A 15,860-nucleotide genomic window follows, 5' to 3' on the forward strand; every position below is an offset into this window, starting at 1 on the left:
GCCCCCCAGCAAAAGCTGCGCAGATTATAAAGTTTTCGCCTGAAATTGCAAATGAAGTCGGTGGAAAACTAGAGCGAAGTGAACAGGAATGCTACCTCGCTCTACTGCAGATGTTATAAGCATCCGACCAGTTATTTAATATGGGCTAGAATTCCGTCGAGTTCGTCGAGCGAGGCGTAGTTGATCACCAACTTCCCACGTCCTTTACGATTATGACTAATCGCAACTTTCGCGCCTAAGGTCTCACTCAACTTTTGCTCAAGCTGCTGCACATCCGGGTCGACTTTCTTCTCTTCTTTTTTCACCGGATTGAGTGCGCGAGCCACTAATTGCTCGGCTTCACGAACGGTCATCCCTTTGGCGGCAATGATACGCGCCAACTCACTTTGCATTTCGCCTTCTACGCCAAGCAAAACTTTGGCATGGCCAAGTTCGATGTCTCCTCGCTCGAGCAGGATCTTCACATCACTGTTGAGTTGGGTTAGGCGTAATAAGTTGGTCACGGTGGTGCGCGATTTACCCACGGCTTCAGCCACGCTTTGATGGGTCATTTCAAACTCATCCATAAGGCGTTTTAGCGCATTGGCTTCTTCCAGTGGATTAAGATCTTCACGCTGAATATTCTCAATCAGGGCAATAGCTACTGCCGCTTCGTCGGGCACATCTTTGATTAAGCAAGGAACCGTATCGAGCTGAGCCAACTGCGCAGCACGCCAACGACGTTCACCAGCAATGATTTCAAAGCTGTCTTTCTCTGCCAACGGGCGCACCACGATGGGTTGAATAATCCCCTGGGCTTTTACCGAATTCGCTAAGTCTTCAAGGGCTTCGGGCGACATGTCTTTACGGGGTTGGTATTTGCCCGGGCGTAAAAATTCGACGGGAAGTTTACGCAAATCACCTTTATCGAGCGCCTCCGCTAGATCAACACGCTGAGATTCTTGTCGCGCTACCGCATTTGCGCTAGTGGCGAGCAGGGCATCTAAGCCGCGTCCTAAACCTCGTTTTTTTGCAGTCATAATCATAGTTCCTTATGAAGCATTTGCGCTTGTTTCGGCGCGGCGAATCACTTCACCGGCAAGGGCTAAATAAGCCTTTGAGCCTGTGGATGATTTATCATAGTACATCGCGGGCGAACCAAAACTCGGAGCCTCCGCCAAGCGCACGTTACGAGGAATCACGGTGCGATATACCTTATCACCAAAGTGATTCTTCAATTGTTCCGATACGTCGTTTGCGAGGCGATTGCGCGGATCATACATGGTGCGCAACAAGCCCTCGATATACAGCCCAGGATTTACAATAGATGCGAGTTGATCGATGGTATCCATCAAAGCAGTAAGGCCTTCCAGCGCATAATATTCGCACTGCATGGGCACTAATACCGAATCTGATGCCGCCATTGCGTTCACGGTTAAAAGATTTAGTGAAGGTGGGCAATCAATAAAGATAAAATCATAGTGGTCGCGCACAGGGTCAAGAGCACGACGCAAGCGCGTTTCCCGAGAAAAAACTTCCATCAATTTGATTTCTGCAGCGGTTACATCACCATTCGCTGCAATCAAATGATAATTTCCAGACGTTTCAGTTTGAATCACAATGCTGGCAGGTTTCTCGTCAACGAGTAAGTCGTACACCGTGTGAGGCACTTCGTATTTATCGACACCGCTACCCATGGTGGCGTTGCCCTGGGGATCCAGATCAATCAACAACACCTTGCGTCGAGTAGCGGCCATTGAGGCTGCAAGATTTACTGCGGTGGTAGTTTTACCAACGCCGCCTTTTTGATTGGCTATTGCAACGACTTTCCCCACGAGGTTTCCTCAATTTTATTGTTTTGTAGGCCCCTTGTGCGGGGCTTAATTTGTTACGCGAACATCAACGATGTGCCGCATGGCATCAAGATTTGGAACCTGCAATTGATGTACTGCATGGATCCGAAATGGCGCGGGAACGCTCTCTAATTCTTCTTCTGTTGGTGCCCCTTTTAGGGCTAAAAATCGCCCTTGCTCAGAAGGAAGATGATGACACCAGGCAAGCATATCTGCAAGTGACGCAAACGCCCGACTAATCACCGAGTCAAAACCTGTTAATCCCACATCGCCCGGTTGAAAATCCTGCACCCGCGCCAACACTGGCGTTACATTGGTGAGCCCAAGGGTATGCACCACCTGACGAATAAAAGTTACCCGCTTGGTGAGGCTATCAAGCAACACAAATTGCTGATCGGGGTTACAAATCGCTAAGGGTAATCCCGGTAGCCCAGGACCAGTGCCGACATCAATAATATGTGTGCCGTGTAAGTAAGGGCCCACCACAATGCTGTCCATAATGTGACGAATCAGCATATCTTTCGGGTCGCGCACCGACGTGAGGTTGTAGGCCCCGTTCCACTTGTACAGCAAGCCCAGTAATTGGATAAGTTGCTGTTGCTGGCTGTCGCTCACGGATAATTCGGTGTCTTGTAGCAGCTCAGATAGCTTTTTCTTTAATTCTGTTTCCGGAAATGGCCGTAATTTCGCCATAACAATCCCTTTATCCAACGGTTACCGAAAAAGCTACGCGCTTTTACGCAGTAAGCCTTGCTTCTTCAGGTGTACCAACAACATGGAAATAGCCGCTGGGGTAATACCGCTGATTCGTGCCGCCTGACCAATAGTATCTGGGCGATGCTCATTAAGCTTGGCAATCACTTCATTAGATAACCCAGAAATCGTTTGATACTGGAATTCCTTCGGCAACTTGGTGTTTTCGTGGCGCAGCTGCTTGGCGATTTCTTCTTCCTGCCGCTTGATATAGCCTGCATATTTCACCCGAATTTCCACTTGTTCCGCGGCTTTTGGATCCGTTAACGCTGGGCCCAATGCTTCAATTTTCATCAAGGCGTCGTAGGTCACTTCGGGGCGACGCAATAGTTCTTCCAAACTGGCTTCTTTGCTAATAGGTGTTTTTAGCAATGGATTCACTGCTTCTACCGCCGCATGGTCTTTATGAATCCAGGTAGAGCGCAAGCGCTGTTGTTCTTGCTCCACCGCTTCCATCTTGGTGTTAAATTTTGCCCAGCGCTCATCGTCTACCAAGCCCAATTTACGGCCTTGCTCAGTTAAGCGCATATCGGCGTTATCTTCCCGCAGCAATAGGCGATATTCGGCACGTGAAGTAAACATCCGATAGGGTTCTTTGGTGCCCAAAGTGGCTAAATCATCGATCAAAACACCGGTATAGGCTTGGTCACGACGTGGTGTCCAAGCTTCTTGACCGGAGACCGCTAGCGCCGCGTTCATACCGGCGATTAATCCCTGAGCCGCAGCTTCTTCGTAACCGGTGGTGCCATTAATCTGACCAGCAAAATACAAGCCTTGAATATATTTGGTTTCCAACGATTGCTTCAGATCCCGCGGATCAAAGAAATCATACTCGATGGCATAACCTGGGCGTGTAATATGTGCGTTTTCAAAACCACGAATGGAATGCACCAAGGCCATTTGCACATCAAACGGCAAGCTGGTGCTAATTCCGTTAGGATACAGCTCGTGGGTATTCAACCCTTCTGGCTCAACAAAGATTTGATGAGAATTTTTATCGGCAAAACGCACCACTTTATCTTCAATCGACGGACAGTAGCGCGGACCAATACCTTCAATCACCCCAGAATACATAGGCGAGCGATCTAATCCAGATTTAATAATATCGTGGGTTTGATCGTTGGTATGAGTGATGTAACAACTTATTTGCTCAGGATGATCGTCGGTACTGCCAATAAACGAGAATACCGGACGTGGCGAATCACCAGGTTGTTCCTGCATCACTGAAAAATCAACGGTATTGGCATCAATACGGGGTGGGGTTCCGGTTTTTAAGCGATCAACACGCAGCGGTAACTCACGTAAACGACGGGCAAGGGCAATGGATGGCGGATCACCGGCACGGCCACCACTAAAATTAGATAAACCAATATGAATTTGTCCACCCAAAAAGGTGCCGGTTGTGAGCACGACAGCTGGGGCATAAAACTTCAACCCCATTTGTGTGACTACCCCCTCTACGCGAGCTCCAGTGCCTGTTTCTGCCACAATTAAATCATCTGCTGCTTGTTGGAATATTTTTAAATTCGGTTGTGATTCTAGTGTTTGCCGAATAAAGGCTTTGTAGAGTTGGCGATCTGCTTGGGCGCGTGTTGCACGAACTGCAGGACCTTTGGACGCGTTTAAGGTTCGAAATTGAATACCAGCGCGGTCAGCAGCTCGGCCCATAATACCGCCAAGGGCATCAATTTCTTTGACCAAGTGGCCTTTACCAATACCACCTATGGCGGGGTTACAGGACATTTGTCCTAAGGTATCGATGTTGTGAGTGATGAGAAGGGTTTGCTTGCCCATACGCGCAGCAGCAAGTGCCGCTTCGGTACCTGCGTGTCCACCACCAATTACAATCACATCGAACCGTAAATCTGTTGCCATGACGATCTGAACCTCGATCTTTAAGCGTCAATAAATCTAGTCTGTGGTGTACCGCATATGGATCCCATGCTGATCATAAGGATCTCGTGTATCAGTAATTTCCACAGAGAGCCGATTATTGTAGCACTTTTATGGTCTTCTCAAAATGCTTTTGATGGCTATTTGCAGTTGGCTTTGATCATGCCAGGGGTTGGGTAATATATAGATCTATATTTTTTTAAGATCTCTTTATTATGTCTATTATTAGCTCGGTCAAGATCTGTGGATAGTGATTTTTAATTTAATAAAATCATTCACTTAAGAGGATCGTATTGATGTGCATAAACAGGCATCTTATTGGCGCATAAACAGTGGGATAACTTCGTGCTTATCCACAATGGAAGTTATCCCCAGATCTATCCCCGGATCCGATCACAGCATTGATCGCTGGTTATCCCCAGCTTTTGAAATCGGTGGGTAAGGATCCCAGTAAGCTGTGTATAAGATCCGGATAACTTTTCTCTAGATAGGCAGACAGCAGAGTTGCGCGGTGCATAACCTTATTCACTGCGGGCTGATTTCCATGTGGATAGCCAATTCACGGCGTTGGCTTCAGGATCTAAATCGTTGAACATATCGATCGTTAGGCTTTCACAGATCCGGCGGGCACCGAGGCCTGATAACAATGCATCGGCATCTTGAGCCGCTTGGCAAAAGGTATCGTAACTGGAGTCGCCGATACCGATTAATGCGTAGTGAATGCTCGATAGATCTGGGCGGTTATCTGTTAGGGACTGCATAAAGGGATAAATGGAATCGGCATATTCACCAGCCCCGTGGGTGGCAATGCAAAGTAGCCAGTGAGCATTTTTCATTGGTACTTCAGTGTCGCTGGGTTGGTCGTGAAGGGTGGCTTGATGGCCCTCCTCTATTAATGCTTTACTGACTTCGTCTGCGAGGTATTCCGTGTTGCCAGACGTAGTACCAATCAAGATATGGAAATGCATAAGGGTCCCTGTAATCGAAGCATATAGGTTGGTTGGGGAATTCAAAGTGTATCTTTTAATACTTTGAGCGCAAAACGCAAAAAAGTTCCCAGAGATTCGCTTGAAAAATCGCCTAAATCCCGTTAATATCTCGCCCTCTCGGAGTCTATCCGTCGCGATTTCATCGCAAAAAAAGCGCTTTTTCGACTATTAAAGTCGTTATTCTAAGCGGTTTATATAGTTTTTATTTCGAATTCTTTATTTTCGCATAAATACTCTATGACGAACGTCGAAAATCTGCTGAAGGCAGCAGATTAACTGACGCGAGCCATGGAGCCTTTATGTATAAAAAATCGTCAAGTTGCAAGTTTACGCCTACAATTTGGGCGTAAAGCATCAGTAAACAGGAACTAAATCATGGGTAAAACGTGGAAACTCGAATGGTTCGGTAATATTCGGGCCGATATTTTGGCGGGGATGGTGGTGGCTTTGGCACTGATTCCAGAAGCCATTGCCTTCTCGATCATTGCCGGTGTTGACCCCAAGGTTGGTTTGTACGCCTCGTTCTGTATTTGTGTGATCACCGCGTTTGTCGGTGGTCGTCCGGGACAAATATCGGCGGCTACTGGTGCTATGGCGTTGCTGATGGTGACTCTAGTACGCGACCATGGTTTAGAGTACTTGCTTGCGGCGACCCTACTCACGGGTTTGATTCAGCTGGTATTTGGCTTGTTAAAGCTGGGTTCCTTGATGCGCTTTGTGTCGCGCTCGGTAGTCACCGGCTTCGTAAACGCCCTCGCCATTTTGATTTTCCTTGCGCAATTACCTGAACTGACGAATGTCACTTGGCATGTGTATGCACTTACCGCTGCCGGTTTAGGTATTATTTATGGCCTACCTTATGTGAGCAAAGCAATTCCATCACCATTGGTGGCCATTGTGGTAATCACCGCGTTTGTCATGTTTATGGGTGTCGATGTGCGTACCGTGGGTGATATGGGTGAATTGCCCGATAGCTTGCCAGTGTTCTTATGGCCGGACATTCCGCTGAATTTAGAAACCTTAATGATTATCCTGCCTTATGCATTGCCATTGGCGGTTGTTGGTTTGCTGGAATCGATGATGACGCAAACCATCGTTGACGATTTAACCGATACTAAATCAGACCGGAACAAAGAATGTCGTGCTCAGGGTATCGCCAACGTAGGTTCTGGTTTAATGGGCGGTATGGCCGGTTGTGCCATGATTGGTCAGTCGGTGATTAACATTAAATCAGGCGGACGCGGTCGCTTGTCTATGTTTGCAGCCGGTGTGGTGTTGATTGTGATGGTTGTGTTCCTAGCAGAGTGGGTGCGGCAAATTCCCATGGCAGCCTTGGTGGCGGTGATGATTATGGTGTCGATCGGTACCTTTAGTTGGCAGTCGGTGCGGGATTTGAAGAAGCATCCAATGAGCACGAATATCGTGATGATTGCCACCGTGGTTGTGGTGGTATGGACCCATAACTTGGCGATTGGCGTGTTTGTAGGCGTGTTGCTGGCGGCACTGTTCTTTGCCGCGAAAGTGGGCAGCTACATGCATGTGTCTTCAATCTTGAACAAAGAAGGTACCCATCGTACCTATAAAGTAATAGGTCAGGTGTTCTTCACGTCGTCTGAGAAGTTTGTGGAATCCTTTGATTTTAAAGAAGCTCTTGATAAGGTAACCATTGATGTGGATCGGGCCCATTTCTGGGATATTACTTCAGTTGCTGCTTTAGATAAGGTCATCCTCAAGTTCCGCCGTGAAGGCGCTGAGGTTGAAGTGATCGGAATGAATAAAGCAACGGCGACTGTGGTGGATAAGTTTGGCGTATCGGATAAACCAGATGCTGCTGATAAGCTCATGGGCCACTAGGAGATCGAAACAATGACAAAACATACGGTAGGTTGTATCGATGGTTCTGCCTTATCCGACGCGGTAGCCGATTATGCGGCGTGGTCGGCAAAGCGCTTAGATAATCAACTGGTATTATTAAATGTACTGGATGACGTGCGTAAAGGGGATGAGTCGGATTACAGTGGCCAGATTGGCATGGACGAGCGTCAACGGTTGCTCACGGAGTTTACCGACCTGGAAGAAAAGCGGGCTAAGTTAGCGCGTCAGCAAGGTCATTTGTTTTTAGAAGCGGCGGAAAAGCACATTAAAGACGTGTATTCCGAGCCACTGCTACGCCAACGCCATGGTGACTTGGTGGATACACTGGCGGATATCGAAAACGATATTCGTTTGTTAGTGATTGGCCGTCAAGGCAAGCGCGCCACGAAGACACCATCACAAATTGGTCAATATATTGGTCATCAAGTGGAGCGCGTCATTCGCACCATGCATCGTCCAATTTGGGTGATCTCCGATTCCTTTAAAACACCGGAACGGGTAATGATTGCTTACGATCACAGTGCTACCTCGCAAAAAGCGGTAGATATGGTGGCAGGAAGCCCACTGTTCGCTGGAATGCCAGTGCATGTGGTGATGGTGGCGGCGGAAACTGGCGATCATCAGGAGCAGTTAGAAAACGCTGCTAAGGCATTGCGTGATAAAGGCTTTACCGATGTGACCACGGCGCTGATATCTGGCGACGTAGAAACGACGCTTAACGCCTATGCGCAAGAGCAGAATATGAGCGTAATGGTGATGGGAGCCTACGGGCATTCGCGTATTCGTGAATTCTTTGTGGGTAGCCATACCAACAAACTCATTTCTAGTGCCAAGGTACCCTTATTGCTGTTGCGCTAGCTTGCAGTAAGTTCTGTTATGATAGAAAGCCAGAGCATGGGTAATGCTCTGGCTTTTTTGTTGGAGTACAGAACGATGAAACAGCAAAACATAGAGAAAAAACTGCGCGCTATGGAGGCGGAACTCACGGCTATGAGCGAATCTGCGGAAGACTCGCAGAAGCCGGTTCAGCTTGATCAGCAAAGCGTAGGTCGGTTGTCGCGCATGGACGCCATGCAAGGACAAGCAATGGCACAAGCCAATGAGCAACGTCGACAATTACTACTGAAACAGATTAAAGCCGCATTAGTGCGATTAGAAAAAGGGGAGTATGGGATTTGTATTGATTGCGGCGAGGCAATATCAGAGCGCCGCTTGGAGGCAGATCCGGTAGCGATGGTGTGCATCGACTGCCAGGCGGAACGAGAAAGAAAACCCTAAGACAGTAGTTTTTTGGAGTATCGACAGTGCTTGCATACATCGAATGTATGATTGAATTAGTGAGGCCTTTTTTACCTTGGCTAATCAGTGTCAGTCTTGTTATGGCATTGGTGTCGATGATCGCGATTCCTTTGCTCATCATTCGGATGCCCGCGGATTACTTTGCTCATCGTAAGCGTCATCGTCATTGGACCTGGACGCGTGTTGCCTTGTATGTGGGCCGCAATGTATTGGCCTTTGTACTCTTTATTGCCGGGGTGGCGATGTTGATTCTGCCCGGTCAGGGCCTGCTCACGATTCTTATTGCTGTGGTGGTCTCTGATGTGCCTGGAAAATATGAGTTGGAGAAGTGGGTATTACGTCAGCGAGGGGTGTTACGGGCACTCAATTGGATTCGAAGTAAAGCGAATAAACCTCCAGTTATCAAGCCTCAAAGTAAGAGTGAGTAATCACTTACATATTAAACCCCTACATATCTCGCTAATACTGACTGCCCCGTACCATTAATCGCAGTCACCGACCAAACACCCGTGATTGGGTTCTGAATGACCCGTCCGTGCATCTGTAAAACCTCACCGTTATCGAAGGTGACCGTAACCTCGCAGGCATGATTTACTTCTTGGCGAAAATCGTCGACCTGAATATCGACAGGCTGCGGAACCTCAGTTGGGCGTCGGCGCTTATGCCAGCTTAGTTGCTTAATTTCAAAGGGCATGTGATCTCCTATAGTTATTTCGAACACTGCGGGTGAGCACTATGGTGGGCAGAACATGGGCAAGGCATAGAGCAACGATGAGAATAACATCGGTGTGGTCAAACCCGAGCAAGTTGCCGTAGAAGTTTCCGAAGTACAGTGCCGCCGCAAGCAGTGAAAGTATGATCATAAAGCGATAAGAAAGGGTTTGCCGTTCGCGCACGTAGAAACCCGCGATAATGCCTATGATCAGAGCTTGAATACCACCGACAATATAGCTCATAGGTAGCGCAAAAAGCATGATCAACAAAAACGAGGTGGCAACATCTGTGAGTGAGTAACTTAGGAGCATCCATCCGGCAAGGATAACGCAAAGCGTTAGCGCCCCCAGTGGTGGCCCGAGGGCAACAAAGAGCAGCACGATATTCACCGGGTATTTAGGGTGTTTCATCCGTACTGCTCCCAAGGTGGGCTTACTCTTCTTGTTTGGCTTGGTCGTCGACTAATACGGCAATAGCACCGTCACCGGTAACATTACACGCCGTACCAAAGCTATCTTGCGCCATGTACAGGGCAATCATTAAGGCAATGGCCGTTTCGCCAAAGCCAAGCATAGAGCCGAGAAGGCCCACAGCCGCCATCACTGCCCCACCTGGCACGCCAGGGGCCGCAAGCATCACGATGGCCAGCATCATAATAAAGGGCAGCATGGTCATAAAGGACGGAATCACTAGCGCGTTATGCAATACCATCACCGCTACAGTGGTGGCCACAATGGTAATGGTTGAGCCGGCTAAGTGTGTTGTTGCGCAAAGAGGGACGGTGAAATCCGCCACTTCATCGCGTACTTTATTGTTTTTCACACTTTGTAAGGTCACTGGAATCGTGGCTGCACTCGACATCGTACCCAAGGCTGTGAAATAAGCAGGGAGCATGTTCTTAATCAGAGCAAACGGTGACTTACCTGCTTTGATACCTGCAAGCACAAACATACCCACGATATAGAGCCAATGCAGCACTACCGCCAGCAACAGAATAACCGCGAAGGTTTTCAATGTTTCAAATACGGTTCCGGCAGCGGCCATCTCGGCAAACACACCAGCGATGTACAATGGCAAGAAGGGGATGATAACTTTCTCAAGGAGGACTTTGATCACGTCGCGCCCTTGATCGCTCAAATTCTTGAGAGCGGTTGCTTGCGTCGCAGCAATGCCTAAACCAAAGATAAAAGCCAGAGCGAGAGCGGTCATCACGTTAAAGACAGGCGGGATTTCCAGCTGGATAAATGGTTCCAGAAGGATGCCCGACATGCCCGCGACATCGGCAGGCTCCGGCGCCAACATAGGCACCACCGCACTTGCTGCGAAAAATGCCAAAATACCCGCGATTATTGTCGAAATATAGGCAATACCTAAGGTTTTCCCGAGTAATCTGCCGGAGTTTTGCGGCAAGCTGGCAATTCCACTGGTGATAAAGAAGAAAATCAGCAAGGGAATGGTGAAGAACAGCAGCTGACCAAATAGAACTTTAAAGGTGAGCAGTAATTGGGTGAACCAATGGGGGGCATATAGGCCGATAAAGGTACCGAGCAGGATACCCGCAAGCAGTTTAATGATAAGTGCCATGGATAGATCTCGTTGTTATTGTGTTGAGGTCAGTGCTGGCATCATAGCATGGTTCACGCGTGTGCAGCATCCGACCTGATTAAGGCTTCTGCGATGTAACGATTACCCGCATTTACGCCTTGGTTGTAGCCCATATTGAGGGAATCGAGGTCTGTGGTAAAGCGCGACACGGGAAAATTTCCGGGTGGGGCAATAATGTGCACCTGGCAATCACTTGGAGGTGAGGCAATAAAATCGAGCGCCGCGTTGTATTGATCGGTTCTTCGCGTGACAGCATCAAACAGAGCTGGGTGCTCGGAAAAGAGCGGTTTTAAGAGGTTAGGAAAACGTGATGGCTGCTTCTTAAAGCCCAAAGGTTGCGATAAAATCACCGTAATATCCCGTGCTCCTTGCTCGTAGGCACGAATCACGGGGATAGAATCGGCGAGTCCACCATCGGTCATGGGTTCATCATCAATGGCTGGGAAATCGCGAAATACCACGGGCATTGCGCAAGACGCCGGAAACAAATCATTCATATTATGTTCGTCGACTTCAAAATAGCAGGCCTGACCGGTGACGATACTGCAGGTCACTACGGTTAGTGGAATATCGCGCTCTAAAAATTTGCCAATATTCAGAGGTAGCTCATCGAGGGAGCAGTGCCATAACCAACTGACATCACAAAAGTGACCACCGCGTAGATAACGACGGATATTCATAAACTCATCGCGGCGGGCATGATCGGTAATAATTCGATAGCTGCGCTTGTGGTTGCCCGCCAAATAACCAATCAAATTAGTGCTGCCGGCAGATACGCCAATTGCCGAATGAAACGGATAGAAATCCCGTTCAACAAAGGCATCGAGCACGCCTGCGGCGAAAATCCCGCGCATGGCGCCGCCTTCAACAACGAGGCTGTGGTGGTTTCTTTGTGGGCGAGAGTCTTTCATCCATTACTCCATCGTCAACCTATGAACGCAAGGCTCATAATAACTATGGTCTGATACAACCCAGAAAGCTAGGTATCACGCATAAATTTGAAGTAAAAGGCTGTGGTGTGCAGGACGCTCATTCCATCGACCTGAACGGCAGGAAACAACTCACTTGCCGATACAAAACGAGCCAAAGATCTTGCCGAGGAGATCGTCGCTGGTGAATTCACCGGTGATTTCGTTGAGGTGGTGCTGGGTCAGGCGCAGCTCTTCGGCAAGGAGTTCACCGGCCATATAGTGTTCAAGCTGTTCTTTGCCTGAGAGCAAGTGGGCTTTAGCGCGCTCGATGGCATCGAGATGACGACGCCGCGCCATGAAGCCGCCTTCCATGTTGTTATTAAAGCCCATGCAGGCTTTGAGGTGCTCCCGCAAAGATTCAATACCGGCACCGGTAGACGCGCTGAGGGCAACCACGGGGATGCCTTGGTGCTCGTGAAAACCTTTAGTTTCCTGAGTTTGGTCAATCTTGTTACGAATCACCGTAAAGGGCAGGTGTGCCGGTAAGCGCGCAAAAAACTCAGGCCAAATATCGTCGGGATGAATGGCATCGGTTTCCGTACTGTCGACCATAAAGAGTACGCGGTCGGCTTGTTCAATTTCCGCCCAGGCCCGCTCAATACCAATTTGTTCGACTTTATCTGGGCTATCGCGCAATCCCGCGGTATCAATAATATGTAGCGGCATACCATCGATTTGAATATGTTCCCGCAAGACATCACGAGTGGTGCCGGCGATATCAGTGACAATCGCTGATTCTCGGCCCGCTAAGGCGTTCAGTAGCGACGATTTACCGGCATTGGGGCGACCGGCAATCACCACTCGCATCCCTTCCCGCAGCAAGCTGCCTTGTTTGGCTTCGGCTTCTACGCGGAGTAACGAATCGATAATTTCTTGCAGATCAGCGGCGACTTTACCGTCGCTGAGAAAATCGACTTCTTCGTCGGGGAAATCGATGGCGGCTTCCACGTACATACGCAAGTGAATCACCGCATCCACGAGTTGATCGATACGATGGGAAAACTCACCTTGCAAACTTTGCAGCGCCATACGGGCGGCTTGTTCAGAGGTGGTGTCAATCAAATCGGCGATGGCCTCGGCTTGCGCGAGGTCGAGTTTGTCGTTAAGAAAGGCGCGCTCACTAAACTCACCGGGGCGGGCGAGGCGAGCTAATCCGGTGGTTAAAATAGCCTTGATAATCATGTCGATCACCACAGGACCACCATGACCTTGTAACTCCAGCACATCTTCGCCGGTAAAGGAGTTAGGGCCGGCAAAATAAAGAGCGATGCCTTGGTCGATCAGTTGGCCTTGGCCATCATGAAAGCCGGTATAGTCGGCGTAACGTGGCTTAGGGCAATGGCCGAGCAAGGTTTCGGCAATGGTTTGTGCCTGGGGTCCGCTCACCCGAACGATGCCGACACCGCCTTTGCCAGGAGGGGTCGCTTGGGCAACAATGGTGTCGTTGAGTAAATCTATTTCACTCATGGCTTGTTCGATTTTGATAAACGCTGCTGCGCATCGCGTTCTTGAATCACTTCTCTTAAAGCGTTTGCCAAGGGCTCGGCTAAATCGGCATGTTGCTGATGTAACCAATGATATAGCAACAGCTCTTCGAGGTTGGGTGATAACTTATATATACCGCGAATGTCCATGCGCTCAAGTACGGTGCTCGCCACGTCGCCGGGTAATACGGCAACGTCGCTACGACCGCTTTCTAAACGCTTAAAGGTTTGCTCTATGGTGGCCACCTCGGTGAAGGGCAAATCACCCAAGCGGCTCACTACCACTTGCATACCGCGTACGGTATCAATGCGAAGGTTTTGTAAATCTCGGTAGGAATTCACCACCAGATTAGGGTTACTGGTGAATACGGTAACCGTAACGGGCTGCAGTGGTACGTCTATTTTTACTAAATTTGGGAACAGAGTCTCCGCTTCAGACGTACGAGCCAGTTCAGCGTCGACAATGCGGCCGCGGTTGGCTTCATATTCGCTGCGCTCATAAGGCAGTGATAACAGGCGGGTGCTCACGCCAATACGGCGATAGGCTTCCTGGACCAATTGGAAAGTAGGATGTGACGAGTCGACGTCACTTAGCGTACCAATTACAATTTCACGCTCCGATGCATGAGTTGAGCCCGCGCTCATAGCAATAAGCAGGCTACAGAGTCCTGCAATGAATCCATTTGCAATTGTATGTTTCACCCCATTCATCCTCTTGATGTAAAAAAGCCCGGCTTCCCGCCGGGCTCTACTACTTAAGTTGCGTCCGATCAGGCTTTTTTCTTTGTTCCTAATCCTTTCTTATCGATTTGCCGATAGATGTACGTCATCTGGGAAATCGAAATCAGGTTACTTACTAACCAGTATAATACCAGACCCGCAGGGAAGAACAGGAAGAATACTGTAAATACGACAGGCATGTACTGTAGGATCTTCGCTTGCATCGGATCCGTCACTGGCGTTGGCTGCAGGCGTTGCATGAGATACATGCTCGCGCCCATCAGTAGCGGCAATATAAAATACGGGTCGCGGCTCGACAAGTCGTTAATCCACAGCATGAAATCAGCGTGGCGGATTTCCGGACTTTCCAGAAGTACCCAGTACAATGCCAAGAATATAGGTAACTGCAACAACATTGGCAAACAGCCACCGAGAGGATTTACTTTTTCCTCTTTGTACATTTTCATCATGGCTTGCGACATCTTTTGCCGATCATCGCCAAAACGCTCTTTCATTTCTTTCATGCGCGGGGCGATCATTCGCATCTTCGCCATCGACACGTATTGGGCTTTGGTGAGCGGATAGAGCAAGCTCTTCACAACAATAGTCACCAAAATAATCGCCAAGCCCCAGTTATGCACAAAGGATTGTAAGAACGAGAGGAGCCAGTAAATCGGTTGCGCTAACCACCACAAGAAGCCGTAATCCACGGTAAGGTTCAAATGCTGCGCAATTTCACGCAAACGGGCTTGGTCTTTCGGGCCCGTGTACAGCACGCTGTTGAGTTCAAGCACATCACCTGGCGCCACAGTGGTTTGTGGGCCAATAAAGCCGATCATGGCTTCATTTAGGGCATTGCTGTTGCTGTACAAACGATTCGTGACGTTTTGGTCTGGTACCCAAGCGGTTACGAAGTAATGCTCGAGCATAGCGACCCAACCGGCTGGTGTATTCTGGCTTAGATTCCGGTCGCGAATATCGCCAAAGCTGTACTTGCGGTAACGGTTCCCGTCGCTCGAGTAAGCAGCACCTCGATACGTGGGCATAAACATACTGCCACGGCCGCCGTTGAGCATGGTTTGCTTGAGCTGACCATAGATCGATACAGTTTTTGTATTTTCGCTATTGTTCTCGACACGATAGCCAACTTTCACTGCATAATCGCCACGATTGAACGTGAAAAATTTAGTAATTTCGGTGCCATCGTCGAGGGTGTAGTACATGGGCACCGTTAAGGTATCGCCTTGTAGGGCGAACTCGGTTTGGTCGACACGATAGAGAGGACGTTCTTCGCGATTATCGATGCCATCTGGGCCAATAAGGCCACTTTGGGCAACATGCAATTCACCAGGACGTTGGAAAAGAATGGTATAGCGTTCGTCTTCGCCCAGAGTTTCTGCATGATTAAGTAACTCGGTACGAATGATGTCACCACCGCGCAGGCTAATTTCAAAGCGCTGAGTATCGGTGACTACAACAATGCTGCGGCCAGTAACGGCAGTTGTGTCAACACCACCAGGAACGCTTGAGTCAGCACCTTCAGCAACTGGAACATCGGCGTCGGCCATTGGCACGTCGGCGTCACGAGGCTGAATTTGTTCTGCTGGTGCAGACGTAGGGTCAATCCCAGGGGTTGTAGCTGCGTCTTTGATTAGCCATTGCTGGTACATAAAAAATGATAAAACCAGTAAGGCAATAACCAGAATTGTACGTTGCGAATCCATA

Annotated in this window: 16 protein-coding genes; 4 read left to right on the forward strand and 12 right to left on the reverse strand. The window is 48.9% G+C overall.

The genetic code is table 11. From position 1 onward, the window contains the following. Nucleotides 1-131: 131 nt before the first annotated feature. The 5 genes from FM042_RS07035 to FM042_RS07055 form a co-directional block, all read right to left on the reverse strand. On the reverse strand, nt 132-1,019 hold the full coding sequence (locus FM042_RS07035; RefSeq protein ID WP_143235717.1) for a ParB/RepB/Spo0J family partition protein: 888 nt from the start codon (nt 1,017-1,019) through the stop codon (nt 132-134). Nucleotides 1,020-1,031: 12 nt separating this feature from the next. Next, nucleotides 1,032-1,814 carry a ParA family protein gene (locus FM042_RS07040; protein ID WP_143235718.1) on the reverse strand — a complete coding sequence of 261 codons (783 nt, stop codon included), beginning with the start codon at nt 1,812-1,814 and terminating at the stop codon, nt 1,032-1,034. Between the two features lie 45 nt (nt 1,815-1,859). Then, on the reverse strand, nt 1,860-2,525 hold the full coding sequence (gene rsmG, locus FM042_RS07045; RefSeq protein ID WP_143235719.1) for a 16S rRNA (guanine(527)-N(7))-methyltransferase RsmG: 666 nt from the start codon (nt 2,523-2,525) through the stop codon (nt 1,860-1,862). A 33-nt stretch (nt 2,526-2,558) separates the two neighbouring features. After that, nucleotides 2,559-4,460: a tRNA uridine-5-carboxymethylaminomethyl(34) synthesis enzyme MnmG gene (mnmG, locus tag FM042_RS07050; RefSeq protein ID WP_143235720.1), complete on the reverse strand. Its 1,902-nt coding sequence runs from the start codon at nt 4,458-4,460 to the stop codon at nt 2,559-2,561. 539 nt (nt 4,461-4,999) lie between these two features. Further along, nucleotides 5,000-5,446 carry a flavodoxin domain-containing protein gene (locus FM042_RS07055; RefSeq protein WP_143235721.1) on the reverse strand — a complete coding sequence of 149 codons (447 nt, stop codon included), beginning with the start codon at nt 5,444-5,446 and terminating at the stop codon, nt 5,000-5,002. A 396-nt stretch (nt 5,447-5,842) separates the two neighbouring features. On the opposite strand from FM042_RS07055, the gene FM042_RS07060 reads away from it, so the two are divergent. The 4 genes from FM042_RS07060 to FM042_RS11940 all read left to right on the forward strand — a co-directional run bounded on the left by FM042_RS07060 (nt 5,843) and on the right by FM042_RS11940 (nt 9,069). Continuing rightward, nucleotides 5,843-7,321 (forward strand): SulP family inorganic anion transporter, encoded by a 1,479-nt coding sequence (locus tag FM042_RS07060; protein WP_143235722.1) that lies wholly within the window; start codon nt 5,843-5,845, stop codon nt 7,319-7,321. A gap of 12 nt (nt 7,322-7,333) precedes the next feature. Continuing rightward, on the forward strand, nt 7,334-8,200 hold the full coding sequence (locus FM042_RS07065) for a universal stress protein (protein ID WP_143235723.1): 867 nt from the start codon (nt 7,334-7,336) through the stop codon (nt 8,198-8,200). 75 nt (nt 8,201-8,275) lie between these two features. Further along, nucleotides 8,276-8,620, forward strand: a complete 345-nt coding sequence (locus tag FM042_RS07070) for a TraR/DksA family transcriptional regulator (protein ID WP_143235724.1) — start codon at nt 8,276-8,278, stop codon at nt 8,618-8,620. A 47-nt stretch (nt 8,621-8,667) separates the two neighbouring features. Then, nucleotides 8,668-9,069, forward strand: a complete 402-nt coding sequence (locus tag FM042_RS11940) for a hypothetical protein (RefSeq protein WP_143235725.1) — start codon at nt 8,668-8,670, stop codon at nt 9,067-9,069. An 11-nt stretch (nt 9,070-9,080) separates the two neighbouring features. Here the strand turns inward: FM042_RS11940 and FM042_RS07080 are convergent, their stop codons facing one another. From FM042_RS07080 to yidC, 7 genes are all read right to left on the reverse strand, one after another. Continuing rightward, on the reverse strand, nt 9,081-9,335 hold the full coding sequence (locus FM042_RS07080) for a hypothetical protein (RefSeq protein WP_143235726.1): 255 nt from the start codon (nt 9,333-9,335) through the stop codon (nt 9,081-9,083). After that, nucleotides 9,325-9,765, reverse strand: a complete 441-nt coding sequence (locus FM042_RS07085) for a hypothetical protein (RefSeq protein ID WP_143235727.1) — start codon at nt 9,763-9,765, stop codon at nt 9,325-9,327. Before FM042_RS07085 ends, FM042_RS07080 begins: the two co-directional genes overlap by 11 nt. 22 nt (nt 9,766-9,787) lie before the next feature. Continuing rightward, a complete protein-coding gene (locus tag FM042_RS07090; protein ID WP_143235728.1) occupies nt 9,788-10,939 on the reverse strand; it encodes a dicarboxylate/amino acid:cation symporter in 1,152 nt (383 codons plus the stop codon). A gap of 53 nt (nt 10,940-10,992) precedes the next feature. Then, a complete protein-coding gene (locus FM042_RS07095) occupies nt 10,993-11,871 on the reverse strand; it encodes a patatin-like phospholipase family protein (protein WP_143235729.1) in 879 nt (292 codons plus the stop codon). Between the two features lie 150 nt (nt 11,872-12,021). Further along, nucleotides 12,022-13,398, reverse strand: coding sequence for a tRNA uridine-5-carboxymethylaminomethyl(34) synthesis GTPase MnmE (gene mnmE / locus FM042_RS07100; RefSeq protein ID WP_143235730.1), 1,377 nt, complete (start codon nt 13,396-13,398; stop codon nt 12,022-12,024). Next, nucleotides 13,395-14,117: a type 2 periplasmic-binding domain-containing protein gene (locus tag FM042_RS07105; RefSeq protein ID WP_143235731.1), complete on the reverse strand. Its 723-nt coding sequence runs from the start codon at nt 14,115-14,117 to the stop codon at nt 13,395-13,397. Before FM042_RS07105 ends, mnmE begins: the two co-directional genes overlap by 4 nt. A 68-nt stretch (nt 14,118-14,185) precedes the next feature. Then, nucleotides 14,186-15,859 (reverse strand): membrane protein insertase YidC, encoded by a 1,674-nt coding sequence (gene yidC, locus FM042_RS07110; RefSeq protein WP_143235732.1) that lies wholly within the window; start codon nt 15,857-15,859, stop codon nt 14,186-14,188. Nucleotide 15,860 lies beyond the last annotated feature (1 nt).

This window comes from Aliidiomarina halalkaliphila (assembly GCF_007096385.1).
In the GTDB taxonomy this organism is placed as follows: domain Bacteria; phylum Pseudomonadota; class Gammaproteobacteria; order Enterobacterales; family Alteromonadaceae; genus Aliidiomarina; species Aliidiomarina halalkaliphila.

Coding starts and splice junctions, on each gene's coding strand:
- FM042_RS07035 (WP_143235717.1), bottom strand. CDS start 1,019: ATGACTGCAAAAAAACGAGGTTTAGGACGCGGCTTAGATGCCCTGCTC.
- rsmG (WP_143235719.1), bottom strand. CDS start 2,525: ATGGCGAAATTACGGCCATTTCCGGAAACAGAATTAAAGAAAAAGCTA.
- mnmG (WP_143235720.1), bottom strand. CDS start 4,460: ATGGCAACAGATTTACGGTTCGATGTGATTGTAATTGGTGGTGGACAC.
- FM042_RS07055 (WP_143235721.1), bottom strand. CDS start 5,446: ATGCATTTCCATATCTTGATTGGTACTACGTCTGGCAACACGGAATAC.
- FM042_RS07060 (WP_143235722.1), top strand. CDS start 5,843: ATGGGTAAAACGTGGAAACTCGAATGGTTCGGTAATATTCGGGCCGAT.
- FM042_RS07065 (WP_143235723.1), top strand. CDS start 7,334: ATGACAAAACATACGGTAGGTTGTATCGATGGTTCTGCCTTATCCGAC.
- FM042_RS07070 (WP_143235724.1), top strand. CDS start 8,276: ATGAAACAGCAAAACATAGAGAAAAAACTGCGCGCTATGGAGGCGGAA.
- FM042_RS11940 (WP_143235725.1), top strand. CDS start 8,668: ATGATTGAATTAGTGAGGCCTTTTTTACCTTGGCTAATCAGTGTCAGT.
- FM042_RS07080 (WP_143235726.1), bottom strand. CDS start 9,335: ATGCCCTTTGAAATTAAGCAACTAAGCTGGCATAAGCGCCGACGCCCA.
- FM042_RS07085 (WP_143235727.1), bottom strand. CDS start 9,765: ATGAAACACCCTAAATACCCGGTGAATATCGTGCTGCTCTTTGTTGCC.
- FM042_RS07090 (WP_143235728.1), bottom strand. CDS start 10,939: ATGGCACTTATCATTAAACTGCTTGCGGGTATCCTGCTCGGTACCTTT.
- FM042_RS07095 (WP_143235729.1), bottom strand. CDS start 11,871: ATGAAAGACTCTCGCCCACAAAGAAACCACCACAGCCTCGTTGTTGAA.
- mnmE (WP_143235730.1), bottom strand. CDS start 13,398: ATGAGTGAAATAGATTTACTCAACGACACCATTGTTGCCCAAGCGACC.
- yidC (WP_143235732.1), bottom strand. CDS start 15,859: ATGGATTCGCAACGTACAATTCTGGTTATTGCCTTACTGGTTTTATCA.